Origin of the sequence: Vibrio sp. N418, assembly GCF_000222565.1 — a bacterium.
GTDB lineage: Bacteria > Pseudomonadota > Gammaproteobacteria > Enterobacterales > Vibrionaceae > Vibrio > Vibrio scophthalmi.
Genome location: NZ_AFWD01000072.1, coordinates 39,231 through 64,469, shown reverse-complemented (window position 1 = coordinate 64,469; position 25,239 = coordinate 39,231). Strand labels below are relative to the sequence as shown.

24 protein-coding genes are annotated in these 25,239 nt (G+C 43.3%); 17 read left to right on the top strand and 7 right to left on the bottom strand.

The annotated features are described in order from the left end of the window. Positions 1-70: 70 nt before the first annotated feature. The 7 genes from RH86_RS16245 to RH86_RS16210 all read left to right on the top strand — a co-directional run bounded on the left by RH86_RS16245 (position 71) and on the right by RH86_RS16210 (position 8,318). Positions 71-265: a hypothetical protein gene (locus tag RH86_RS16245; protein WP_009387319.1), complete on the top strand. Its 195-nt coding sequence runs from the start codon at positions 71-73 to the stop codon at positions 263-265. A gap of 1 nt (position 266) precedes the next feature. After that, a complete protein-coding gene (locus RH86_RS16240; protein WP_009387318.1) occupies positions 267-566 on the top strand; it encodes a hypothetical protein in 300 nt (99 codons plus the stop codon). A gap of 546 nt (positions 567-1,112) precedes the next feature. Next, a complete protein-coding gene (locus RH86_RS16235; RefSeq protein ID WP_009387317.1) occupies positions 1,113-1,688 on the top strand; it encodes a head-tail connector protein in 576 nt (191 codons plus the stop codon). A gap of 564 nt (positions 1,689-2,252) precedes the next feature. Next, positions 2,253-3,425, top strand: a complete 1,173-nt coding sequence (locus tag RH86_RS16230; RefSeq protein WP_009387316.1) for a phage major capsid protein — start codon at positions 2,253-2,255, stop codon at positions 3,423-3,425. 8 nt (positions 3,426-3,433) lie between these two features. After that, positions 3,434-4,291 (top strand): phage major capsid protein, encoded by an 858-nt coding sequence (locus RH86_RS16225; RefSeq protein WP_009387315.1) that lies wholly within the window; start codon positions 3,434-3,436, stop codon positions 4,289-4,291. 637 nt (positions 4,292-4,928) lie between these two features. After that, complete coding sequence (locus RH86_RS16215; protein WP_009387313.1) at positions 4,929-6,533, top strand: phage tail length tape measure family protein; 1,605 nt, start codon at positions 4,929-4,931, stop codon at positions 6,531-6,533. A gap of 1,137 nt (positions 6,534-7,670) precedes the next feature. Then, entirely contained in the window at positions 7,671-8,318 is a 648-nt protein-coding gene (locus tag RH86_RS16210) for a thiopurine S-methyltransferase (RefSeq protein WP_009387311.1), read from the top strand. A 77-nt stretch (positions 8,319-8,395) separates the two neighbouring features. On the opposite strand, the gene purT is transcribed toward RH86_RS16210, so the two are convergent. Further along, positions 8,396-9,571, bottom strand: coding sequence for a formate-dependent phosphoribosylglycinamide formyltransferase (purT, locus tag RH86_RS16205; protein ID WP_009387310.1), 1,176 nt, complete (start codon positions 9,569-9,571; stop codon positions 8,396-8,398). A gap of 241 nt (positions 9,572-9,812) precedes the next feature. Between purT and RH86_RS16200 the strand changes: the two genes are divergently transcribed. The 4 genes from RH86_RS16200 (at position 9,813) to RH86_RS16185 (ending at position 14,516) form a co-directional block, all read left to right on the top strand. Continuing rightward, positions 9,813-11,231 carry an SLC13 family permease gene (locus tag RH86_RS16200; RefSeq protein ID WP_009387309.1) on the top strand — a complete coding sequence of 473 codons (1,419 nt, stop codon included), beginning with the start codon at positions 9,813-9,815 and terminating at the stop codon, positions 11,229-11,231. A 3-nt stretch (positions 11,232-11,234) separates the two neighbouring features. Beyond that, a complete protein-coding gene (locus RH86_RS16195) occupies positions 11,235-12,557 on the top strand; it encodes an ATP-binding protein (protein ID WP_009387308.1) in 1,323 nt (440 codons plus the stop codon). A gap of 1 nt (position 12,558) precedes the next feature. Then, complete coding sequence (locus RH86_RS16190) at positions 12,559-13,032, top strand: response regulator (protein WP_009387307.1); 474 nt, start codon at positions 12,559-12,561, stop codon at positions 13,030-13,032. 272 nt (positions 13,033-13,304) lie between these two features. Then, positions 13,305-14,516, top strand: coding sequence for an HD-GYP domain-containing protein (locus tag RH86_RS16185; RefSeq protein WP_009387306.1), 1,212 nt, complete (start codon positions 13,305-13,307; stop codon positions 14,514-14,516). A 102-nt stretch (positions 14,517-14,618) separates the two neighbouring features. On the opposite strand, the gene cdd is transcribed toward RH86_RS16185, so the two are convergent. The 5 genes from cdd to RH86_RS16160 all read right to left on the bottom strand — a co-directional run bounded on the left by cdd (position 14,619) and on the right by RH86_RS16160 (position 18,802). Further along, the gene (gene cdd / locus RH86_RS16180; RefSeq protein WP_009387303.1) at positions 14,619-15,506 is read right to left on the bottom strand and encodes a cytidine deaminase; all 888 of its coding nucleotides are present in this window, start codon (positions 15,504-15,506) and stop codon (positions 14,619-14,621) included. A gap of 187 nt (positions 15,507-15,693) precedes the next feature. Further along, positions 15,694-16,371: a CidB/LrgB family autolysis modulator gene (locus tag RH86_RS16175; protein ID WP_009387301.1), complete on the bottom strand. Its 678-nt coding sequence runs from the start codon at positions 16,369-16,371 to the stop codon at positions 15,694-15,696. Beyond that, entirely contained in the window at positions 16,371-16,736 is a 366-nt protein-coding gene (locus tag RH86_RS16170) for a CidA/LrgA family protein (RefSeq protein WP_009387298.1), read from the bottom strand. Before RH86_RS16170 ends, RH86_RS16175 begins: the two co-directional genes overlap by 1 nt. 43 nt (positions 16,737-16,779) lie before the next feature. Further along, positions 16,780-18,204, bottom strand: a complete 1,425-nt coding sequence (gene sbcB / locus RH86_RS16165) for an exodeoxyribonuclease I (RefSeq protein ID WP_009387297.1) — start codon at positions 18,202-18,204, stop codon at positions 16,780-16,782. A gap of 220 nt (positions 18,205-18,424) precedes the next feature. Further along, entirely contained in the window at positions 18,425-18,802 is a 378-nt protein-coding gene (locus RH86_RS16160) for a RidA family protein (protein WP_005597559.1), read from the bottom strand. 309 nt (positions 18,803-19,111) lie between these two features. On the opposite strand from RH86_RS16160, the gene RH86_RS16155 reads away from it, so the two are divergent. Beyond that, complete coding sequence (locus RH86_RS16155; RefSeq protein WP_009387296.1) at positions 19,112-20,188, top strand: serine hydrolase domain-containing protein; 1,077 nt, start codon at positions 19,112-19,114, stop codon at positions 20,186-20,188. 73 nt (positions 20,189-20,261) lie between these two features. On the opposite strand, the gene RH86_RS16150 is transcribed toward RH86_RS16155, so the two are convergent. Continuing rightward, positions 20,262-20,942, bottom strand: a complete 681-nt coding sequence (locus RH86_RS16150) for a nucleoside-diphosphate sugar epimerase (RefSeq protein ID WP_009387295.1) — start codon at positions 20,940-20,942, stop codon at positions 20,262-20,264. Positions 20,943-21,644: 702 nt separating this feature from the next. Here RH86_RS16150 and RH86_RS16145 point away from each other — a divergent pair. Genes RH86_RS16145 through RH86_RS16125 form a run of 5 tightly spaced genes read left to right on the top strand, consistent with a single transcriptional unit; the run spans position 21,645 to position 25,232 of the window. After that, positions 21,645-22,256: a flavin reductase family protein gene (locus RH86_RS16145; protein WP_005597544.1), complete on the top strand. Its 612-nt coding sequence runs from the start codon at positions 21,645-21,647 to the stop codon at positions 22,254-22,256. A gap of 13 nt (positions 22,257-22,269) precedes the next feature. Beyond that, positions 22,270-23,298 carry a nicotinate-nucleotide--dimethylbenzimidazole phosphoribosyltransferase gene (cobT, locus tag RH86_RS16140; protein WP_009387294.1) on the top strand — a complete coding sequence of 343 codons (1,029 nt, stop codon included), beginning with the start codon at positions 22,270-22,272 and terminating at the stop codon, positions 23,296-23,298. Beyond that, positions 23,298-24,077: an adenosylcobinamide-GDP ribazoletransferase gene (locus RH86_RS16135; protein WP_009387292.1), complete on the top strand. Its 780-nt coding sequence runs from the start codon at positions 23,298-23,300 to the stop codon at positions 24,075-24,077. Before cobT ends, RH86_RS16135 begins: the two co-directional genes overlap by 1 nt. Continuing rightward, complete coding sequence (cobU, locus tag RH86_RS16130; RefSeq protein WP_009387290.1) at positions 24,074-24,601, top strand: bifunctional adenosylcobinamide kinase/adenosylcobinamide-phosphate guanylyltransferase; 528 nt, start codon at positions 24,074-24,076, stop codon at positions 24,599-24,601. Before RH86_RS16135 ends, cobU begins: the two co-directional genes overlap by 4 nt. 4 nt (positions 24,602-24,605) lie before the next feature. Then, the gene (locus RH86_RS16125) at positions 24,606-25,232 is read left to right on the top strand and encodes a histidine phosphatase family protein (protein ID WP_009387288.1); all 627 of its coding nucleotides are present in this window, start codon (positions 24,606-24,608) and stop codon (positions 25,230-25,232) included. Positions 25,233-25,239 lie beyond the last annotated feature (7 nt).

Here is a 25,239-nt window from a genome sequence, read left to right as displayed (position 1 = left end):
ACAAAACAGAAGTAAATAGATGAGACAACAAGCAAGACTATATTACCACCTACGCCGAAAGGAAGAACAAATGCAAATAAACGGAACTGAGATTGATTACTTAACAGAGCGACAAGCGAAGCAATTAATACTTAATAGGGCAATCACCGAATTGCGTAATTTTAAGGGTTCATCAACACAAGCTAATAAAGTTGCTGACGGATTGGAAGTATTACGGGACTTTGAGGACTACAACAAGGAACTAGGAATTGATAGGGATACATAGGATGAACATTGATAAACTAACACGCAGGGCTGCTATTATGAAGAAGAACGTACGACCAATGCGTGATATAGAAGCTGACCTTAATAAGTACGGCCTATCAGTACAGGGTAATATACTGTTAATGCCTTGGCATGAGTCACATATGGAGCATATAAGAGCACTATATGATGATATGAAATACACCATCAAATACACTAATACATTATTAGCTATTGATGAAGCATTGGAGAATCAGCCAAGGCAGAGCGACAGAGTAACATTGCTAACGGAAGTTGGTAACATGCTATCAATTCAACGGTAGCCCCACATACACGCTCTACCATATAGCCATAGTACAGACCCTATTAGTAACAGCTCTATCATATATACATTATCACGCACTGATGTGAATAGATATGTATGGCTTATTCATTATCTATTCATTGATACATACTGATGTGCAAGCATGACACAGCTAGGCATAGTGTTTATATTTGCAATACATAATCAATTAAATCAACAAGTTATGATTCAGGGAGGGGACTAAAGCCGCGTATCTCAACACCTACGAGAACGCACGTTTAATGACGTACACGAAATATGGATTTTTAAATATAGGGGTATCTTATGCGATAAACTGCTTAAACATGCGAATATTGCCGATATACACGGAGATACAGGGAAGATATATGCTAACACGCAGAAAACTAGACCGCATTTACAGAATAGTAGCCCAACAGAGAAAACAAGTAATATACGAACGCCTACAGGCTTGTAGGAAGTGCGGTACTAATAAATTCTACGCAAATAACAACGCATGTATAAACTGTTCGGATATTAACAATGAAAAGCACAGGAAAAAATAATAATGTTTGATTACAAAACAATTGAAACACTAACTGATAAGATCGTAACAGTTGAAGAAGCAAAGAACCAATGCAGAGTATATGATGATTACGATCTTTTATATCTCGAATCACTTATTGAAGCTGCAACGGAAGTAACGGAAAAATACCTAAACCGTAATATTCTAACAAGCACCGTACAAATAGAAACAGACCGACCATTAATGAAATTACCACGTGGACTAGCAACGGGTGTTAATGAATTTAGCTATGAAAAAAGCATTATTGATGACGGTACGCGATATGTATTAGATCCTACGTATTGGAACTTCAATGAAATAACGGGAAGTGTAAACGTAACTAAAGACGGTAAGGATTTTTTAAGTACTGAATCACCTTTCAGGTATAGATTGGAATTCACAACCGGATGGAGTTCAGAAGAAGTACCGCAAGCCATTAAACACGCAATACTAATGCTAGTAAGTTCATTATACGAGAACAGAGAGTCAGCAGCAGTAGGTAGTGGTATTACGGTTGCTAACATACCAGTAAACCACGCATTTCTGTTAGATAAATACAAAGTACATAGAATTGGTTAACTATACAGTTATTTCGGTTTCTCATTAACAATACTAAGGTTCTTAATTGCGCGTCTAGTAATAGCATATAAGTTTATAGGTATTGATACATTCATCTAATAGGTTTAGTTATCTGTTAGATGTCCGAGACTATTTTTTGTAGTCGTTCAGGGTGTGACCTTTTTCACACATCTTTATAGAGGAAGTATTATGAATACATTCAACTATAAAAACCTTTGTAATACTGAAATAGACGCTCATGTATTACAAATGTCTTACTCTCATTAGACACTATTAATCTTGTACTTGTCCAAAAGTAAAGCGTCATTTATTGAATACATACGGACTACTAGAAATAGTAGGTACTCAATAAGCAAAGATAGTACATTCCTATTGCTAATTAGCAATAACTATATAACCCGAAATAGCATCCACTATTTCGGGTTTTTGCGTTCTGAAATACAAATAAATACAAGTACGGAATTAATAAAAGGTCATATGGATGTATGACTAATAAAAGTCCTAGTTAGTTCATGTGGACGCATGGAATAGCAACAAACCTAACTAACTAAGGAATATAAACAAATGGAAAGTAAAGATTTACTTTTGGCTATGGATAGCCGAATCGACGAATTAGAAAACCGCCTAGATAACACGGCAGTTTCAAATAAACAAAAGTTTCTACAGGCAGAACAAGACCTGACGAACGAAAAAACAAAAGACTTCAAGATCAAACAATGGGCTGAATCAGGCGAGCGTGATTACGCAATTTACACTAAAGGTTTAAGTTTCGAGAACAACCCAGCACTAGCGGAAGCGGAACTAAACACGGTTGTTATTGAACAGGCAATCGCTAACAACGCAGTACTAAACGCGTTAGGCAACCGAGCAACACAGAACCTTGATTATCGTCGCCCAGTTCTGACGGTTCGACCGGAAGCACTATTGACGGCTGAGAACACAACATTTGTACCAGTTGACGAAACAACAGCGCAAGACTACGCGACAATCGCGGGTCGATTCACGAAGATGTACGCATTCCCACGCCTAACCAATGAAGCGCTAGAACAATCTGACGTATCAGTACAGAGTGACGTACTACGCCTACTAGGTGAAGAGTTCGCACTAACAATGCAAGCGCAAGTGTTACACGGTGACGGTTCAGGCTCAGGAACTAAAGCATCACCTAACCAGTTACGTGGTATTACTAACGCGGCAATTGACCGTTCTAACGCATACGTGGAAGCACTTAAACCAGCGGCAACACGAAACCGTGAAACATTTGCGGCGGTTGCAAGTGGTGTAGCTGACGGTATCGGATCAACTAGTGATGCAGTGGAAGCAAACCTATATAAATTGATGTTGACTGTTCCCGAACGTTCGCAAGCAACATCACAGTTCATCATGCACCCAAACACGCTTGGTTTCTTAATGCAGACGTTAAAGGACACTGAGGGTCGATCACTAATCAACATGGATCTAGTGCGTGAAAATGACGTGTGGACACGCCGCATTTCACTGTATGGCGCAAACATCATTCTTAATGAAACCGTTGACGAGATCGGAGCAGGTAACGCACCAATCATATTTGGTGACTACGTGGCAGGATACGAGATTCTACGTCCACAGGGTGGAGCGGAACACATGATTGTTGATCCGTATACAATCCCTGACACGGTAGGTTTCTACATGGATGCGTTATTTGGTTCAACAGTAGTGGATCACGAGGCTATCGCCGTTCTTGTGTGTAAAGCATAGGGGCGCGTATGAAGTTTCAAGATCTAGTTAAGAAGAGTTTCGTATATGACTCTCTATTGTCTCAAGACCAACTAAGCGAGCAAATCACGGAAGCAGCATTTAACACTAGTGCGTTTCTAACTGAGTTCGGCAGAGTCCAAACAGACAACCCAACGTACCGAAATGCGTACGTAACACACCCAAGTATTGAAGACGCAACAGAAGACGGAGTGATCCCACCTTCAACAGTACAGACGTATTCAACAACCGCAAGTTCATTCAGTAAGGTATCACAGAAGATTCAATTTACTAGTGAAGTGCTAGATCAACCCAAGTTTGATATTCAAGGCAACACCAGCATGTTATCGGGTGCGGTACTGGCTAATAAAATTGCTGAACTGGCAATTACTGACATTACAGGTCGATTAGTACCAACGCCAACAACTTTGGAACAGGTTCGAGAATTGAAATCAGGTGTTATGAATGAGTGGGGTGCTGATTCAACGGCGATCTATGAGTTTATAGCGGGTGCGGTCAAGTACGTACCGGACGTGTACGACACAGGATCTAAGTTGTTCCTAAACAAGAATAACTTTATTGATTTTGCATCACTAACGCAAGACACCGCGCAAGGCAGTGATCAAGTGTGGATGATTCAAAATGGCTTGTTATTAGGTCGTTATGAAATCGTCATTTGTGACCAATTACCAGACGATACAATGTACTTCGGCAATATGCTTGCGAGTATGGACATTGTAAGTATGTCAGGTAATCAAACGGTTGACGGTGTAACAATCCCTGATCTATTGCAGGTTACAACAACCAACAAGTACGCATTTGTTGCTAAGGATACACAAGGTCTAGTTGCAATGACTAAAGGTGTTTAACAAGCCCAAAGCAGTCCTAACGGGCTGCTTTTTTTTATAAGGAAATATTATGCCATTCGAGACAATTAAAACGGACGTGCAAGGGCTTGAACACTTAAACAAAGCCCTTGATAACCTAACGGACGAACGCGGCACTAAGTGGAGAAAGCAAGCATTTCAACTAGCCGGACGTAAGGCAATGCGACCAGTATTAAATGACGCAAGACGACTAGCACCAAGAGGCAATACAGGTCTAACAAGTCAAAGCCTAACAACTAGAAGCAGATACCAGCCATTGAAAAGCAATTCACGCAAGTTTCAAAGGGAATACAGGATCTACACAACGCTTAATAGCGCATTCGGCACAAGAGCATACAAATCACCAAACAGAAAGAGCGCGTACCGTTACCCGTTCGCGTTAGAGGTTGGTGTACCACCTCAGACATACACCCAACATAGGAACGGTAAGCCTGTACAAGTAAACAGGAAAGCCCCACGCAAGCCGATAGCATTCCAAGCTAAAGCACTAGGACGAAACGCTAAGAAAGTGGTGAATATCTTCACGGGTTCACTACAACGTAACGTATCACTAGCTGTACAGAACGAATACAAGACATTACCGCAAGCATTGCGCGGTCAACGAAGAGGACGCAGATAAATGGCAGAACAATTAAGTAGTATTAACGTTGATCTAACCGCTAACAGTGCAAGTTTCGTCAAACAGTTCAAGGCGGCTAATGATGCATACGCCAGATTCACAAAGAACTTCCGGAAGAACAGCACTAACATTTCATATCAGTTACAGGATATTGCAGTACAGGCGCAAGCTGGTACAAACGCACTAACTATATTCAGCCAACAAGCACCGCAACTATTTCAAGGTTTCGGCGCTCAGGGTGCTGCATTTGGTGCGGTTGCCGCGTTTAGTGGTTTGTTATTGTCAGCATTCAGTACTGATCCATCTAGTGCGGCTAGTCAGGCGGAAGAACAACTAAGACGATTAAAGGAACAAACGATCGAGTTTACAGCCGTTCAACGTGCGGCGGCTCTATCACTATATGCAGGTGAGATAAGCAAGCAACAGACCGTTGTTGATGAACTAACGGAAAGTGTTGCTAAAGCACAGAAGCAAACTGAACTATTTGAAAGAGGTGGTTTGCGTGGAACAGGTTTGAACGAACGAGCGGCGATACAAGAGCAACTAATAAGAGACACTGAACTATTAGCGGCTGCACAATCTGATCTAACTCGTTTAGAAACTGAACGCTATGAAGTTTCTATCATTGGTTCACCCGCTTATATCAAACAGTTACGCGAAGAGGCGGAACAGAACAAGAAGAACTTTAATGACAAGTTAAACACGCAACAGGTTTATCAAGATCAGGTTGAAGCATTACAAGCTAGGGCAATGCAAGAGGGTTTAAGGCTTGCAGGTGTTCAAACTACGGATGAATTAGATCAGTTGGAGTATAAGCAAGCGCAAGAGCTATCACGAATAGAAACGCAATACAGCGACAAGCTAAAAGCGGAGGACGCTTACCAACAATTGATCACTAACGTTCAAGATAGACACTTACAGGAACGAATCAATAAGCAACGAGAAATTGATAATGAAATTGCTGAATCAGCTCAGGAAGCGTTTGAAAAGTCAGTACAGGCTTACACTGATATTGAAAATCAATTCGTGTCGAATCAACAAGCAATACTGGGGCAAGTGTCACAACTGTTATCTAATTTCAGTGATGAATCAGCACTAGCGGCGGGAGCAGTAGCAGGTATCCAAGTATACGCGGCACTATCTGAAAACGCACTTAACCTACAACGAGAGCTATCAGGTATTAACGCGGCGGTATATGCAGATCCAACGATTCCAACAGTTGCGGCGAAAGGTGCGGCAGCGGCTGCACTTACAGCAAAAGCAACGGCATTATCTAACGTTCGTGCGGGTTTAATCGTTGCTAACAATATTGCTGGTCAGTTTCACTCAGGGATGGAAAACGTACCTGATACGGGCAGTTACTTATTATCAGCGGGTGAACGTGTTGTGCAACCACCACAAAACGCGCAGTTGAAAGACTTCCTGAATGACTACGAAAGCGGAAAGGGACAACCAACGCAATACACTATCAACATGCCTTTGAATATGGGTAAGGCGTTAATTGATGATCAAGAGTTTTCAAACAAACTTATACAAATGAGAAATGTTGTCACGGCGGCAGTACGCAAGGTTGAACGTGAAAGACCTAACAGTAAGCGCAGGTAAGATAAGGCTTTGCAAGAAAGCAAACATAATGTACTGATTATTTGATGTTTTCACCGTTTACTTTGCATCTGAGATCTATGCTAACAAGATCGATTTGTTCTTACTCGCTAGCTTATGTTATTTGATCTAGATCAAGACGTGCTGGTTGATGTTTGAGTTTAATACGGATGAAATAAAAGCGGAAGCACAACATGTGGTGTTGTTTGTGTTGGGTATAGTCCTATATGTTGTGGTTGTGCAACAGCATAACATTAAGGAACTACCAACGGAGAAATTTGTTGTCAAAAGGTGCATGTGACCATTTCGTCAAGCAAGAGAAGACTGTAAAGTAAGATTATGGTTGTGATGGAGAGTACAAATAAATTCGTGATTTTATTGCGCTATTGACTATCCAACAGCTAGTTATAACCCTTTGTATCAATTGTTCGACGCATATCACTATTGTTTTAATTAGGTTCATTTAATCAATAGGTTATGGATTACCCGTTTAAGGTTTAGATACATTTTAAGCTATAGAAATAACGGTTAAGCGTTATTGTATAGATTAGCGACTAAGAGGGTAGATAGATTGACTTGAAAGGTTACTGGTATAATAAGGACTTGAACGCAAATAGGTGATTAAAGGGGAGAGCTATCGACTACATAACGCAAAGTCATTTACCTAACAAAGCCAACAAATACCAAGGAGGTATTTTATAAACGTATCTATCGACAACACCGTTATAGAATCGGCAACATGGTTCACTGTTGCTTTAGTGTTCTTAGTAATCGCTTTAACATTCTTCGCTGTTAAAGCAATTCCACATCTTTGCCAATTTATAAAAGTATGGAGAGCAAAGTAATACGTACAGTAAACCTCTTTTATCGTTTGGTAGCGGATAAGAGGTTTACCACGCTTGTATGCGTTAATATAACTGTATGCTAACTATGTTTGCATTACCACCACTTAATTTGATGGTTGGTTAAATAAATATGTTGACGTGACGGTCATCACGAATTTTTTGAAAGATATTTGTATGTATTTTCAACAAAGCGCACCGGTTGGACTCTAGTTGACTGGCAATAGATGGTGAATGCCTATCCTTTATTTGTGGCACGTGCATAATGTTAGGATAATATTTTGAAATGGATAAATTTATGTCTTACAATGAATTTTGGCACAATAAATGGGCCTCTAATCAAATTGGTTTTCACCTTGATGATGTTAACCCGCTGCTTATCCAATACTGGCCAATGACCAATCCAAGCTCAAGCGATAGTGTCTTTGTTCCTTTGTGTGGTAAGTCTGAAGATTTGGTTTGGCTTGCGACAAAGCATCAGGATGTACAGGGGGTAGAGCTTAGCAATATTGCCGTTAGAGCTTTTTTCGCCGAGCATTTTTATACACCGATGGTAATGCCTGTTGGAGGGCAACATGAACTGTTTCAGTTTGATGAGCTGTCCATTTATATCGGTGATTACTTTACGGCGCCAATCAAACCGGTTGATATCATTTATGATCGTGCGGCATTAATTGCATTGCCTGAAACGATGAGAGATGAATACGTCGCTTGTTTGAAAACACGTTTGAAGTCAGGTGGCCGTATTTTGTTGGTGAGCCTTGATTACCCGCAAGAAGAAATGGCGGGTCCTCCGTTCTCAGTACCGGAGCAAGAAGTGCTGCGTCATTTTAGTGAATTTAAAGTCACTAAGCTGTATCGCGATGAAGCCGATGAGAATCACCCTAAAAGAGCTCAAAAAGGCTTGTCTCGTTTTGCTGAGGAAGTTTATTTAATCGAGAGTTGATTTCGGGTTGGATTAAAATGAATAACGCTTGCCACTCGGCAAGCGTTTTTTTGTTTAGACCGTGGGTGGGTGATGAATTAGTAGATCACCTTAACTTTACTGGCTGCCTCAACCGCATCTTCGATCGCTTGCTCGATACTATCACGACGCGTAATCGTAACACCTAAACGGCGGCGGCCATCGATATCAGGCTTACCAAACAGGCGCAGTTGCGTTTGTGGGGCAGAAAGTGCATCAGCCATGCCTTCAAAACGAAGGTTGTTTGAGGTACCTTGACCAAGGATAACCGCAGAAGCCGCTGGGCCTAATTGAGCGATGGTTGAAATCGGCATACCTGTAAAGGCGCGTACATGTAGGGCAAATTCAGACATTTCTTGCGACATCAATGTGACTAAGCCTGTATCGTGCGGGCGAGGGGAGACTTCATTAAAGATCACCGTATCGCCTTTGATAAACAGCTCAACACCAAAAATACCGTATCCGCCTAAAGCATCGACGACTTTACCTGCTGCATGCTGCGCTGCTTTTAATGCCGCAATCGACATCAATTGTGGTTGCCAGGATTCACGGTAATCGCCATCTTCTTGGCGATGACCTATCGGTGCACAAAAATGAATGCCATCAACAGCGCGAACCGTTAAAAGGGTGATTTCATAGTCAAAGTCGATAAAGCCTTCCACGATGACACGGCCAGCACCAGTGCGGCCACCTTCTTGGGCGTAATGCCAAGCGGTTTCAACATCTGCGACCGTTTTTATGACACTCTGGCCTTTGCCAGATGAACTCATTACGGGTTTGCAGACACATGGAATCCCAACTGCTTCAATTGCCGCCACGAAATCATCATAGTTATCAGCAAAACGATAAGGAGATGTGGTCAGTTGTAGCTCTTCAGCGGCAAGACGACGAATGCCTTCGCGGTTCATGGTCAGCTTGGTTGCCTTCGCCGTCGGTACCACGTTAAGACCTTGCGCTTCCAGTTCAACCAGCTTGTCAGTCGCAATAGCTTCAATTTCTGGAACGACATAAGCAGGTTGTTCTTTGGCAATAATCTCAGCCAGCGCGTCTCCATCCAGCATATCCAGCACATAACTACGATGAGCTACCTGCATCGCAGGGGCATTAGGGTAGCGATCACAGGCGATCACTTCTAATCCTAAACGGTGACATTCGATAGCGACTTCTTTACCTAGTTCACCAGAACCAAGCAGAAGAACACGGGTAGAGTTTTCACAAGTAGCGGTGCCAAACATACATAACCTTTCATCTAAAGATATCGAGAACTGGCACGAATCATACTGGATTAAACACAAAAAGCAACGTTTGCTTTTTGTTGGTTGCACGGCTAATTACTTGTAAAACAAGACATGAAGCACAGTTTTATGAGTAGGGTATTTTTGAATGAATATTCATTGATCTAAAGCTACGTTTCGCTGCAAAAACAAGCGGATGATACGGGTTCACTATTAAAATCTCAGGAAGAGTTGTGACGTTATGCGTTCTTATTTTAAATATATAATCCCAGTGGTGATCCCACTGCTGATTCTTTTAATGCCGTTAAGTGCGTTCCCGTTTGAAGGGATTACTATTCTCCAGCAGCGCGTGATTGCCATTTTCTTACTCGCTGCTTTGTGTTGGGTACTGGAACCCATTCCAATCTATGCCACGTCAGTGCTGATTATTGTGCTTGAGTTATTGATGCTATCGGATAAAGGTTTGATCTTTTTCCGTCTTGCTCAAGACGAACCCCAGTTTGGTGAGCTGCTTAAATACAATGAAATAATGGCCACCTTTGCCAGCCCAATTATCATGCTATTTTTGGGTGGTTTTTTCCTTGCAATGGCCGCGACCAAATATCGTCTAGATGTCAACTTAGCACGTGTTCTTCTCAAACCATTTGGGCGTGACCCAAAATACGTCATGCTGGGTTTGATGCTCATCACCGCCATTTTCTCGATGTTTATGTCTAACACGGCAACGACGGCAATGATGCTCTCTATCTTAACGCCGGTGATTGCGGTTTTCGGTCCTAAAGATCCAGGAAGAGTCGCATTTGCATTATGTATTCCAGTTGCTGCAAACATTGGTGGTATCGGTACGCCAATCGGCACGCCACCCAATGCGATTGCGTTAAAATACTTGGTCGGAGAGAACTACATTTCGTTCGGTGAATGGATGGCCTTTGGTGTGCCATTTGTCATCGTGATGATGGCGCTGGCTTGGTTCCTGATTAATCATCTTTACAGTGCGGAACAAAAGACGATTGATCTTGATATTAAAGGTAAATTCCTAAAAACGCCGAAAGCAATCGTGGTTTACATAACCTTCGGCCTAACGATTTTGTTGTGGCTGATGGGTTCAAGTCATGGCATGAACTCTTATACAGTGGCGCTAATTCCAGTCGCGGTGTTCTCATTGACGGGCATTATTAATAAAGAAGATTTGAAAAAAATATCGTGGGATGTGTTGTGGCTTGTTTCAGGCGGTATCGCTTTGGGCCTTGCGCTTGATAAAACCGGTCTTGCCCATGAAGTGGTGCATAGCATCCCATTCGATGAATACTCGCCATATGTCGTGCTATTTGGTGCAGCCTTCTTGTGTTTGTTGATGGCAAACTTTATGTCCCACACTGCAACAGCCAACTTGCTGATGCCGATCATGGCAGCACTTGGTGCTTCAATGACCTCTTTGGCGCCACTTGGTGGCGAAGTGACTCTCATTCTTGTGGTGACTTTCGCCGCATCATTAGGGATGTCGTTGCCAATCAGTACACCACCAAATGCTTTGGCTCATGCCACAGGTAATGTACAAAGTAATCAAATGGCACGTGTTGGCGTCGTATTGGGCGTCGTTGGCGTCGCATTGAGTTTTGTGTTGGTTTGGGTGCTTCACTTTGTCGGTCATATTGGCTAAGTGATGTATCAAGCAGATTTAAAGACTCTCATTGAACGCTATTTTAGCCAGCCAGAGCGTATCGTGTTGGTGGAAGCTGGGTGCACCCTGATTGAGCAAGACGGAACCAATGAACGTCTTTTCTATGTGTTAAATGGTGAGTTAGGCGGCTACTTTAGCGAAAATGGTGAAGATCTCACTCAAGTGTTTTCTGCCGGACAGGGCGCTTTTATTGGTGTGCACAGTTTTTTCTCTGGTACGTGGACGGCCTCTTCAACGGTAATCGCGAAAAGTGATGTTGAACTGGCATGGATTGATCGAAATACCCAAGCGGTAGAAGAGGAGAACTATGGACCTTTGACTGCTCAATTCACGCCAGTGATTGTCAATGAGTTATCGAGAAGGCAGCGAAGAGTGACACAAGAAGCATTGGCGAAAGAGAAGGCTTTGCAAAAGCTCAATTTGGCTGAGCAGATGACCACTCTAGGTCAATTAGCCGCAGGAATTGCTCATGAGCTAAATAATGCAATTGGTGTGGTGAGCAGCAAATCAGAGCGGCTAGAAAGTGTCATCATGTCGCTATTAGAAGAGGTTCACCCCGAAGCAAGTCAGTTCTTTGATTACGGCTTAATGCACGGGCAAAAAGTCTCGTCAAGTGAAGCGCGCAGTCGCGGCAAGCAGCTTGAACAACGCTATGGCTTGGACAAGCCTATAGCGAAAGAACTAGCGCGTGCGCTGCCGAATGAGTCGATTTCATCGCATTGGTTAAAGAACCCTCATGAAGCGATAAAATACTGGCAAATGGGGCGTGATCTGCATGATTTACGCATTGCTTCGAAGCATACGGTTGGCATTGTAAAGTCGGTGAAGCAGTTAGGTAGAGCCGATGTTGAAACCGTTGAAGAGATCGATATAAACGAAAGCATTAACCGCGCAGTTTCATTATTGCAAAGTGATCTTCGTCGTGTCGCTGTACGTATTCGGCCAGCCACATTGCCACTATTTGTTGGTTCGCAAACGGAGTTGGTTCAAGTGTGGGTAAACATTATTAAAAATGCCTGTGATGCAATGCTTGATGTTGATGAACCGGAAATAGAGATCCAAACAAGACACAGTAAAAATCGAATCTTAATCACCATTGCCAATAATGGCCCTGAAATAGATTCATCAACAAGACGCAAAATATTTGACCCAAACTTTACCACCAAGAAGGGCGGTTTATCGTTTGGTTTAGGGTTAGGGTTATCCATTGTGAGAAGAATTATTTCAGGCTACGGCGGAAGCATTGCGGTCAAGAGTGATGCAGACCTAACGATATTCAGAATTAAATTACCGATTGAGGATTAATATGGACAAGCTTAATGTGATTTGTGTTGATGACCAACGTGAGGTTCTTAGTGCCGTATTGCAAGATCTTGAGCCATTAACTGCTTGGTTAAATATCGAAGATTGTGAATCTGCTGACGAAGTGTTGCAGCTTATGGATGATCTCGACGCTGAAGGTGAGTACATTGCGCTGATTGTCTCTGATCATGTCATGCCGGGAAAAACCGGGGTTGAACTACTTTCCGAAGTGCAGCGGGACCGTCGTTTTGCTCATACTAAAAAGATATTGCTGACCGGGCAAGCGACGCATACCGATACTATCAATGCCATTAATGCGGCGGGTATCAACCAGTATTTTGAAAAGCCATGGCAAGCAAATGTATTGGTTGATGCGATTAAACGTTTGGTAACTGAGTATATTTTCGACGTTGGTCTAGATTATACCGAATTGCATAGTCATCTTGATCAGCAAGTGGTGTTGGAACGATTAAGATAATAATGTGATATCGTTAAATATTTTAACTTTGAAATATAAATTATGCGTTTTTAGACGAGAGTAGAAACCAAGGGCTGAAGTAAGTCCTTGGTTTTATTGCGGGAATTAGAATAATTTGCGATGCACTTTCAATAATCTGCGCAACACATTCTGTTGTTTTTGCGATATTTGCACAGAAAAGAACCAAACGGACAATAAATTAAGGCAATGTCTGCGCGAGCGTAATATAATTCTCGCCGACTTATAATAATGATTTGAAGAATATTGTCTTAATGAAATACGATCCTAATAAATCAATTAAAATTTCAATAGACACCTTATCTATTGGCATGTTTGTAACAGCAATAGAGCACAGTAAGCGCGTTAATTTAGCCAATGCTGGACGTGTCGCAAGCGATAAGGCGATCGATCAATTAAGACAGAGTAACGTGAAGTTTGCTTGGGTTGACCGCGAGTTATCCGCTGATGGGTGCGAGTTCAAGCCAGTAGACGTTTCAGCCTCCAATCCAATCCCAAATCAAACCGTCTCTCCTGTATCAACGGCACCAAAAAGAAGTAGTCGATTTTCTCAGCAGCAGCGCGCCTCAAAAATTATTCGTGAAGCGAAAGGGCTTGCCCATAAGCTGATTAATCAAACTTTTGAAGGTAAAGTGATTGATGTTGCTGACATCGATAACTGGGCAGATGACCTGATTGAATCGGTGCTAACCGATTCGGATGCCTTGCAGTGTGTTTCTGCCTTACGTAACAAAGACAAATATCTGCTTGAGCACTCGGTTAATGTAGCCTGCTTATTAGTCAGTTTCGGTCAGCATTTGAAGCTGCCCAAAGAGACGCTAAAGCACATGGCGATCGGCGGTATTATCCATGATGTTGGTAAAATAAAAGTAGACGATGAAGTGCTGCATAAACCAGCTCGCTTGACGCCTGAAGAGTTTGAGCACATGAAATTACATCAGGTTTACGCTAAGCAAATTATTACTAACGTTAAAGGACTGAGTGATATTTCTCGCGATGTTTGTTTGATGCACCATGAAAAGTTAGATGGTAAAGGTTATCCTTCAGGTCTTGCTGGTGAGCAAATTCCAATACATGGTCGTATGAGTTGTATTGTCGATATATACGATGCACTCACATCAGATCGTTGTTATAAAAAGGGCATGAGTTCGGCTGAAGCATTTAAAATTTTGCTGAGTTTAACGCCCCATCATCTTGATAAAGAATTGGTGTATAAGTTTATCAACTGTATCGGTGTTTATCCGGTGGGGTCAATTGTTGAGTTGAGTGACGGTCGTGTTGGGATTGTATGGAGCTCAAACTCAGATGAACCGTTAAAACCCGAAGTAAAATGTTTCTATTCACGCAAGTATAAGCGCTATGTTGATGTGGCTTACATCGATCTGAAGCATGCACCGATTAAAATTGAACGTGCGATTGCGCCGCATAATTTAGAAGTCGATGCGACTCCCTTCTTTGATCTGTAGCATCACGCATTGCCCTAGATATAAAACGGTTGATACAGAAAAGGCGCATAGAGCGCCTTTTTGTTCTTTATTTTCGAGGACGAATCGTCCGGCAAACAGTGTTTATACGGCTAGGTAAGCCAGTGGGATATCCGGATCAACCGCATCCAATGTTGCCTGGGTATAGGCAAGGTGGCTGATGCTACCGTCAACCAATTCAGCTAATGCTGCCGATTCAATATCCGCTAGTTGCTGTTTGTCTAAAAGTAATTGAACCATCGCGACTTGCAGTGGTGGAAGGCTAGGGTTAAATGCAGCATTTTCAGCATAAGCACCGATATATTCCTTACCATCTTTCATCCGCAGTGCCACACCACTTAGATTTTGGCTGTATGGAGCATGACTACGATTTAGTGCTGCAAGTGCTTTAACAACTAAAGGATCGTTTTCATCACTCTGTTTGCCGTGATCGACTGTGGTCATCAGGCCTGATTCAATTCCCAAATCACTTGGGCCAAAAGATTCTGGCAGGTATTCTTGTAAGGTTTTTTCGTCACGTTGTGGTAATTGCACCAGCAACGATTGAGCCGTGCTTAGTTCGTTCATAAACTGTCGGCAGTGGCCACAAGGGCTAAAGTTGATGGTGATATCGGAAATGCCTTGTTCGCCTTTCATCCATGCGTGGCTAATAGCAGATTGCTCTGCATGAACGGCTTGATTTAGTTGAGTGCCGAGAATTTCCATGTTTGCGCCGAAGTACAACTTACCTGATAGTCCACGGGCAATTGCACCAACGTAAAAGTTAGAGATAGGCGCGTAAGAGTAGGCCGCCGCAAAAGGAAGCAGGGCAACACGTAACTCAGCGTCTTCTAATCCTGATAGTTCGAGTAGTTTATCAAATTGCTCACAGCTTAATGTAGCGTCATAGTTGTCCGCTAGTAGGATAGGTGCGAGATATTCGGCAACGTTCGATGGAATATCAGCCAGCGCTTGTTCGATACGGCTTCTCATAGTGAATCCTTGTTAGATCAGTCATTCGCTCTTAGTTAATTCAGCTAAGGCGTTGGCTACCCATTTTATGATCGAAAAGAGATATTTCCGAGATTTAAATCACATTAATTGATGCAACAGAATTTAACGTTTCACAATTAGAGTGAGGTCACACTATGCGACCTCATTAATGGGGGCGAACGTTGGATTAACCGTGCAGCCAAACCGCGAAAGCAAAGAACATGGGCGCTAAAACTGAGGTTAAAACGCCGCACAACACCAACGCAAGTGAACTAAACGCAGCATCTTCACCGTCTTTTTCAGCGCAAGTAGCGGTCCCAAGCGCATGGGAAACCGTTCCCATGGTTAAGCCTTTAGCAATAGGGTGGGTAATGTTAAGTAAGTTATAAATTGGATAGGCGAGAATGGCGCCAAACAAGCCAACAATCAGCACTAATATTGCAGCAATTGCTGGTTCTCCGCCCAAATTACGCGAGACTTCCATTGCGATGGGTGTGGTTACAGATTTACCCAATAGGCTAGCAATCAGCGACATGTCTGCTTGCATGTAGACTGCGATAACACTGGCAGTAAACATCGACATCACGGAGCCTACACCACATGCCAACATGATGATGCGCCAATTCGCACGGATTTGTGGCAACTGTTCGTAAAGCGGGTAGGCTAATGCCACAACGGCAGGTTGCAGTAAAAAACTGATCCATTGATTGTCGGCATAATAAGTTTCAAATGGAATTTTGCAAAATATTAATAGCGGGATCAAAATAGCAATACAGATCAGCAAGGGATTCATCAAGGGTGTATTGCATTTGCGGCTTAGCCAACGGGCGAAGAAAAACACCACGACAGTAACAATCAACCACATTATTTATTCCCCTTCTTAAGTAAGCGATCAAGAAAGAGCCCGAGAGTCACCAGAACGATCAGCGTACCACCAACAGCACTGGCCAAAATTGGCAGCGCGTTATGAATTAGGGTGTCGAAGTGTTCCATTAAGCCAACACTGATAGGAACAAACAGCAAAATCATGTAACGGATAAACAAGTTAGCACTCGGCTTAACCCAATCCGATGAGACAAGCCCACTAGCCATTAAAGCAAAAAGGAGCAGCATACCAATGATGCTACCTGGTATTGATGTACCAACCAGTTGTTGAATATTGGTGCCCGCAAGTAAGCAGAGGAAGATTAACCCCATGGATACTGCGTATTTTAAAAACGTTTTAGCCATATTTTTAGCCGTAAGCGAAGAGCGGTGGTGAAGAGCTTGCCGGTTACGAAACAAGCTTCTCTACGTATTGATACACAGATTTTAATAGAGTGATTTTCTTTGTATCACTTTCATGTTCGTGAACTAAGTTTTCAAAATTTAGCATGTACTCGTCCATGCGACTTTGGAAGTAGTCCTGGCAATGGCTATTCCAACGAAGCTGTTCTTGCTCGGTGAGTGTCCATGGGAAGTTACGCGCACGATAACGGAACAATAGCGGTTCGATACGCGCATCGCTGAAGGTGATATCAAGCGCCGCTAAGTGCTCAGGTTCGGTTTGACGAACAATGTCCATCGCAGCGCGATCCGCGGGTGAAAAGAATCCATCATAGAGTTGAGTATCAACGTCAGCGCTCTTTTCATATTCACGTTCAACAGCGAACAAGCCAATCAATTTTTCTCGGATCTCTGGGTGTTGACGGATCACTTGTAAGTTTTGTAAGCACTGTTCACGATCGATGCCAATCTTGTCGGCATTTTCTGCCGTCAGTGTTTTCGCAGGGGCAAGAATCGGACATTTGTTCAAATGCACCAGCTTTACAGGAACGGGCAACTCATCAGGAGCCAAATCACTGTGTTTGGTATATAGGCGCTCTTTCAACGCATCCCCATCCAGATCGAACAATACTTGTGGGTCTTTGGCGAGATCAACCACGATAACTGCATTTTTATTGGTTGGGTGCCAAGCAACAGGCACAATCCAGCTGGTATAGTTGCATTCACGGCCAAGCATTCCCGAGACATGCATCAGCGGGGTCATATTGACGATATCGACCAATTCGTTGAGCTTGCGCTTGTGACGCATGGTAAGGAAGTAATCAAACAGTTTTGGTTGTGCGGCTTTGATTTTTTTTGCCAGTTCGATCGTGGCAATAACATCGGCCATCGCATCGTGCGCATTGGCGTGTTCAATACCATTCGCCACAGAAAGGTGCTCAAGTTTGAAGCTAATATAGCCTTCGTCGTTTTCTGGCCATTCAATACCTTCAGGGCGTAAAGCATGGCAAGCACGCATCACATCGAGTAAGTCCCAACGCGAGTTACCGTTTTGCCAGCTCCACGCATAAGGGTCAAAGAAATTGCGGTAACAAGTATAGCGCGTTACTTCGTCATCAAAACGAATACTATTGTAACCAAGGCTAATCGTGTTTGGCGTTGCCAATTGTTCATGAATTTGGCGGATAAATTCAGGCTCGATCAGGCCTTTACTTGCAGCCAGTTGAGGAGAAATGCCAGTGATCAGCGCCGCTTCGACTCCTGGCAAATAGTCTGAGGGAGGTTGGCAATAGATGACAAGAGGTTCGCCAATAATATTGAAGTCCATGTCCGTGCGCACACCCGCAAATTGGCTTGGGCGATCTTTGGCTGGGCTGGTTCCCCACGTTTCATAATCGAAGAAGAAAAACGTCGGTTGGTGCTCTTGTTGCATGCTATCTACCATGGTTTAAAGGCTTTTTTACTATTAGACCACTGAGTGGTGCGCTTAGCAATCAAGTCGCGAGAGTTCGGCTACTTTGTGCGCCTTTTTAAGCGTAGCAGTCTGCATGCTCAGCTTCTTGTTATGTTAATGAATAACAACGCAAGGAAGCGTTATTCAAGACGGGTCGAAGGGAAAAGCCACTAACCCCATCAGGGGTAGTGGCAAATGATCACGCTTGAAGCGCTATGGTGGCTTCTATCTCAATATGCAGATCAGAATCAAACAGGTGTGACACTTCGACCAGCGAACAAGCTGGCAAATAGCCTTGGTAAAAATCGGAAAGAATTTCACGAATATGGGGCAGTTTGCTGATATCACGCACGAATACGGTGAGCTTAATTAGATCACTGCGAGAGCGTTTTTCTTGCTCTAAAATGGCGCCAAGTTGCGCTAACACTGCTTTGCTTTGTTCAATCAAATTTGCCTTTTGATCGGGAGTGCCAAAGGCGGTCAAACCCGAAACATACAGCGTATCATTGTGCTTTGTCGCGTGAACGTAGGGTCCAGCTGCACTTGGCAAGCACTCATAATTAATCCTTTGTACCACTTTATTTCCTTACCTTAGAAAGTTGCCTTACACGTGTGATGATAACGGTCAATGTTCGTGTGAATTCAGCACGTGAAAGAAGCAACAAAAGCCAAATATGCGCTTGATTGTGTCATAGGTGAGATTAAATAAATTTGAGAGCCGTCATGATAACGCAATGAAAAATAGCGATTTTCATGCCAAGTTGGCGCAAAGATACCGTTGGCGTGTTGAAAATAATTTCAGATGTGACTCTCAAAGGCACGCGTTATTGTCAACTTATATGCATTTACCAATATGATGGCGGTAGTCGATTTATAAGGATCTATCATGCAACAGTTTAGCGGCATATTTACAATGTTGATGTTGTCTTTTGTCATCCTATCGGGTGACGCAGCAGCAAGAGAGTTCAATAAAAGTAAGTTAGACGATTACCTTTCCTCACTGAATGATGCAAATAAGGTGATGCTCAGCATCGAAATTACGGAGAAAGGTGCAGTAACGTATCGTAATCAAACTGGTTACGTTGATATTAAGAAGCGTTTTTTCACACCAGATGAATACATTCCCGCGAGTCCAAATACACGTTATAAAATCGCCTCAATAACCAAAACTTTTACCGCGACACTCATCTTTCAACTGATCGAGCAGGGAAAACTGCAACTATCAACGCCTTTATCGCAGTTCTATCCTCAAGTACCTAATGCTGAAAACATTACTGTAGATGACTTGCTCTCTCATCACAGCGGAATCGTCAATTTTCTTGATCAGGAAGCGTTTTATAGCAATATCAAAAGTGATTATACGCTTGCTGGATTGGTTGAGTTAATTGCCAGCTATCCGGCCCGTCCTTACGCGATGAGAGATTTTCGCTATTCCAATTCAAATTACATTTTGCTGACGGGGATTATTGAACAGGTAACAGGCAACACATACGAACACGCGCTATACCAGCAGATTATCGACCCACTTGATTTAAGTGATACTCAGTATTGCTCAGGAGCGAAAGGGTGTGAAGGCTATGCACAATCGTATATTCACTACCAACAAGGCATTGTGACTGCAGATGAATGGCCGAAAACAACCTTTATGGGGACCGGTGGGATGATATCGACACCGACAGACCTCAATCGATTTAATCACGCTCTGTATCAAGGTGAGCTAATTTCTGAAGCGTCACTTAAATACATGAAAGGGGAGATGGATTATCGCGGTAAAGGTTTAGAAGAGATCTATTTCCATTCCCGAACACTTGTTGGGCACGGTGGTTTGCTCGAAGGTTTTAGGACATTGCTTGCTTATCTTGAAGACGACGCGTTGAGTATCGCCATTGCGTGTAATTTGAATGACATGGAATTGAGGATCCTACTGATTGAGATACTTGATATCTACTATGAATCAGAGTGAATTTTGCAGCGAACGTGTTTAACCGATGCGGAATAAACCGCATCGGAGTGGGGACGAGTTCTGATTTACGTCGCTACTTGTACTTGTTAAGCAGTTGTCGCATCGCGACACTATCAATAATCTCAATAGAACGAGCCTGCTGACTGAACGAGGCGTACAACATTGCTCGGGCAACCAATTCGGCTTTGATGGGAATGAGACGAGCCAAGCGACCAATCATAACGGGACGGAAGATTTTTAAGATGCCTTGCAATAAGGTTTCATCCCACCTTGGTGTATCGCGTAATCCGACTAAAGGGCCGGGCTGAACAAAAGTCAGGTTTTCAAAGCCAAGATTCTCAAGCGCCAGTTCCATCTTACCTTTGCAGCGCAGATAGTGAGAAGAGGAGCGTGGATTCGCACCATAACTTGATACCACGGTGAGATTCTTTACCCCGAGTAGAGCCATGTTTTTAGCCACATCGCAAACAAGATGATAATCGACCGCTTCCAAGGCCGATTTTGAACCTGCTTGTTTACGAGTTGTGCCCAGACAAATATAGCCTTTTTCCGGTGCGGGCTTGCTGTCATCCCAATCGATGACACGCAATTGCGGATCACGCAGTTCTTGCAGTTTAGGGTGATTAAACGCCAGTCCCTTTCGAGTGAGCGCGTAGATATGATCGATCGCTCGCTCTTCGAGCATCAGCTTGAGTAGTTCGGTACCAATCAAACCAGTGGCACCGGCGATGATCACGATCTGTTGCTTAGCCATTATCGAAGCTCCAATTCTCTGTTTGGTTAAGAATCGGTCATCTGGCTCAATAAGTCTATGAGGTTGCGCAAAAAGCCAATCTTTCGATTGGCTTTAACTTTAGTTTACTCTTTGTTAATGCAGGGCTTATTTACGTCAATGATAGCGGCACACTGCGTTTTTTGTTCTGCTTTGGCTTGGCAGGTTTAGGTTTGTTGCGGTTTTGATTGGCAAACATATTCGTTTCCTCGCTTCACAGTACATCTCATCACGTGAGCGTTTTTAAAAAGAACGTTATCGGCTAAAAGTTCGTTGCTCAGCGCGATGCGAGTTTCACAATCAACTCAATAGAACATGCTTAAATCAAGCCAATAAACTTAATGAATAAAAACAGTAAGATAGGGGTGTTAGCGCCGTCATTTCTCATTTTGATTCTTAAAATAGATAGATGGGATGGTAAAAATCGAAAGTCGACACCACGACCTTCAATAATTTTGCCGCTCTATTTTGATGGTTCGTGATTTTGTTGGTACTAGAAAGCGGCGAAAAAATGGATTATGAAGGCGACAATACGAATAATCACGCCAAAATGGTGATAACGGATTGATTTGTGGCTGGAACTGATAGGATTCGCTAGAAAATACAGTGATACAAGGAGTACACTGATTTAAGTAACGTATTTTAAATACGTAATAGATAATTCTATTAGTAACAGGGACGTCTATGAATATTGATATGAGTGCGCTTGCACCATCGCAAGTGTACCATCTGTTGACTCAAACGATCATTCCACGTCCAGTGGCGTGGGTACTGACTGAATCAGACAGTGAAAATTATAATTTGGCGCCATTCTCTTATTTTACCGCTATTTCCAGCCAGCCACCGTTATTGATGTTTTCGGTTGGCAATAAGCCTGATGGTGAAATGAAAGATACAGTTCGCAACGTACTAGAGACCGGTAAAATGGTCATTCATATTGCTAGTATTGACCTTGCCGAGGCTGTCACGCTAAGTGCAGCGACATTGCCACATGGCGAATCCGAAGTAGAAGCCGGTCGAATTGAATTGTGTGAGATGGAAGATTTTGAACTCCCTCGCGTAAAAGATTGCTCAATTGCCTTCGGCTGCAAACTTTATGAAATAAAAGAAGTTGGCGATTCTCCTCAGCATTTGGTTTTTGCCGAGATTGAGCAAGTGTTCGTTGATTCTCAAATTATTGCTCAGCGAGAGGACCGTTTAGAAATTGACGCGATGAGCGTAAATCCGCTTTGCCGTCTTGGTGGTACAAATTACGCGATGTTAGAAAAAACATTCTCCATAGCCAGACCGAATTAAGTAGTAGCGAATCATGTTAGATAAATCTCATTCAGATGCCATTTGGCAGAAAATTAACAATAAAACCAAACCTTTGGGTTCATTAGGCAAGTTAGAACAGGTAGCCCATAAGTTGGCTATGATTCAAGGACAGGGTAAGGGTGACGTTGTCACTAAGATAAAAATCAAGAAACCGACTGTCATCGTATTTGCTGGCGATCATGGGATTGCTCGTGAGGGCGTGAGTATTGCGCCACAGGAAGTGACTCAACAAATGGTGAAGAACTTCTTGGCGGGTGGTGCGGCGGTCAACTGTTTTTGTCGCACCAATGACGTTGACTTGCTAGTGGTTGATGCGGGTATGGTTGAGCCAATTAAAACTGACTCGTCATTGTTGGTTGAGCAGCGTTTAGGCACTTCTACTGAAAACTTTGCTCATAAACCAGCGATGACCAAAGAGCAGGTTGAACAGGGCTTAGCGTTTGGTGACAAAATCGTTAAACAAGTGGTCGATTCTGGCTCCAATCTAATTATGTTTGGAGAAATGGGGATCGGTAATACCAGCAGTGCCGCGGCTATCTTAGCGGCGTTGTCACGCCGTAGTGTTGAGAAGTGTGTGGGCTTAGGCACGGGAATAAACGACCAACAGTTGCGTAAAAAGCGCCAATTTGTCCAATTGGGTGTGAACCGATGCCGTGGTCAAAACGTTCAAGAGATTTTGCGCCAAGTCGGTGGTTTTGAAATCGCACAAATGGTCGGCGCATTCTTGGCGGCAGAAAAATACAACACCCCTGTGATTGTTGATGGTTTTATCGCCACAGCGGCGGCTTATGTGGCTGCTAAGATAAATCCAGCATGTCGTGAGTACATGATTTTTGCTCATCAATCTCATGAGTCAGGACATAAATTTATGTTGCAAGAACTTGCAGCAACCCCATTGTTTGACCTTGCTTTGCGTTTAGGTGAGGGAACAGGTGCCGTATTGGCCGTACCTCTAATTCGCTCTGCTGCTGAGTTTTACAACCACATGGCCAGTTTTGACCAAGCTGGAGTCGAGATGTAATGCGTAAAGCGGCGCAATACCAACTCCAGCTATTTTGGCTGGCGTTGGGGTTCTTTTCTCGTTTACCTATCCCAAGTGATACCCCTTATTCAGAACAACGAATGAATCAAGCTGGACGCTATTTTGGCTTGGTGGGCGTGTTACTTGGTGCGATCTGCGGTCTGACATTCCTATTCTGTACTTTTCTTTTTCCAACTAGTGTGGCCGTCTTGCTGACGATGGCGATAAGCCTATTGCTGACAGGTGCTTTCCATGAAGATGGCTTAACCGATATGGCGGATGGCATTGGCGGGGGGATGACTTTAGAGCGTCGGCTCTCCATCATGAAAGACAGTCGTATTGGAACATACGGTGCAGCAACGCTGGTTATGGCGCTGCTAGCCAAGTTCGTATTATTGAATGAACTTGCCTTAGTCAGTCAATTAGTCGTGGTTATTATTGTCGTTTATACGCTTAGTCGCTGTGTGGCCGCATCGCTGATTTATGATATGCCTTACGTTGCCGATCTCGATAGCAGCAAAAGTAAACCGTTAGCAAATAGACAAAGTAAAGCGGACTTAGCGATTTTGATCGCCACCGGCGTATTGAGTAGCTTGTTGTTACCACTTGGTTTGGCCGCGCTGTTGCTTGTTTCTGCGGTAGTCTTTCGTCATCTATTTAAAGCATGGCTTATCAAACGTATTGGCGGTTTTACCGGAGATTGTTTGGGCGCTGCGCAGCAATTGATGGAACTGCTAAGCTATCTACTTATTCTTGCTTGGTTTACCCATACACTATGAGTCTTCATTTAATCTTAGGCGGCGCTCGTTCGGGCAAATCGAGTTATGCTGAATCTTGTGTTCTTGCTGATGCAAAACACCGTCGTCACTATGTCGCCACCGCAACCCAAACAGACCAAGAGATGTCGCAGCGAATCGCTCATCATCAAGCAAGACGTGATGAGTCGTGGCAGTTACACGAGTGTCCAATTGCGGTTGCTGACTTACTCTCGAACTTTACATCGCAAGATGTTGTGTTGATTGATTGCCTGACTTTGTGGATGAGTAACATCATTTTTGAGCACGGTAAAACTGCAGAGGAAGCGGCGATCAATCAACATGTAGCGCAACTGGTTGGTGCGTTGAGCAATAGCCCGGCAACGATTATTTTGGTTTCAAATGAAGTTGGCCTAGGGATTATCCCAATGGGCGAAGTTACCCGTTTGTTTGTTGATCATGCCGGATGGATGAACCAAGCGATCGCCAAAGTAGCCGATAAGGTTACCTTTGTTGCGGCAGGCTTACCGATGACACTGAAAGGCTAGCACAATGAAAAGTGTCAATATCTACTTACTGCGACATGGTAAAACGCTTGGCGAAGCCGCGCTCAACGGCCATACCGATGTGTTGGTGGCAAGTTCAGTGCAGCAATCTATCTGCAGCGGTTTACTTAAAATAAATCTACCGTTTGAACATGTCGTTAGCTCGCCGCTGCGCCGCTGCCGAGACTTAGCCATGCGTTTAGTGGTTGAGAAGCCTTGTTTGAGCCTGCAAGTCAGCCCCGAGTTTCAAGAGATGAATTTCGGCCAATTTGATGGTGTGCCATTTGACCAGCTTAGTCAGCAATGGCCAATGCTGGAGCAGTTTTGGCAGGATCCGGTCGGCCATCCATTGCCTGGTTCAGAGTCGATTGACGCGTTTTATCAACGTATATCTGATGGATGGCAAGCATTAGCACAGAGTGCAGAGCAAGACACCTTATTAATCGCCCATGGTGGCACAATCCGAATGATTTTAGCCAATACCTTGGGCTTGGATTGGCGTAATCCAGCACTATTTTCAACGCTACAGATCGCCAATCAATCCATTTCGCATATAAAAATTATCCACGCAGATAAAATCTACGTTCAAATTTGTTCGATCGGTACACCGCTCTCTGGGTTATCGCACGCTTAAAGGAAAG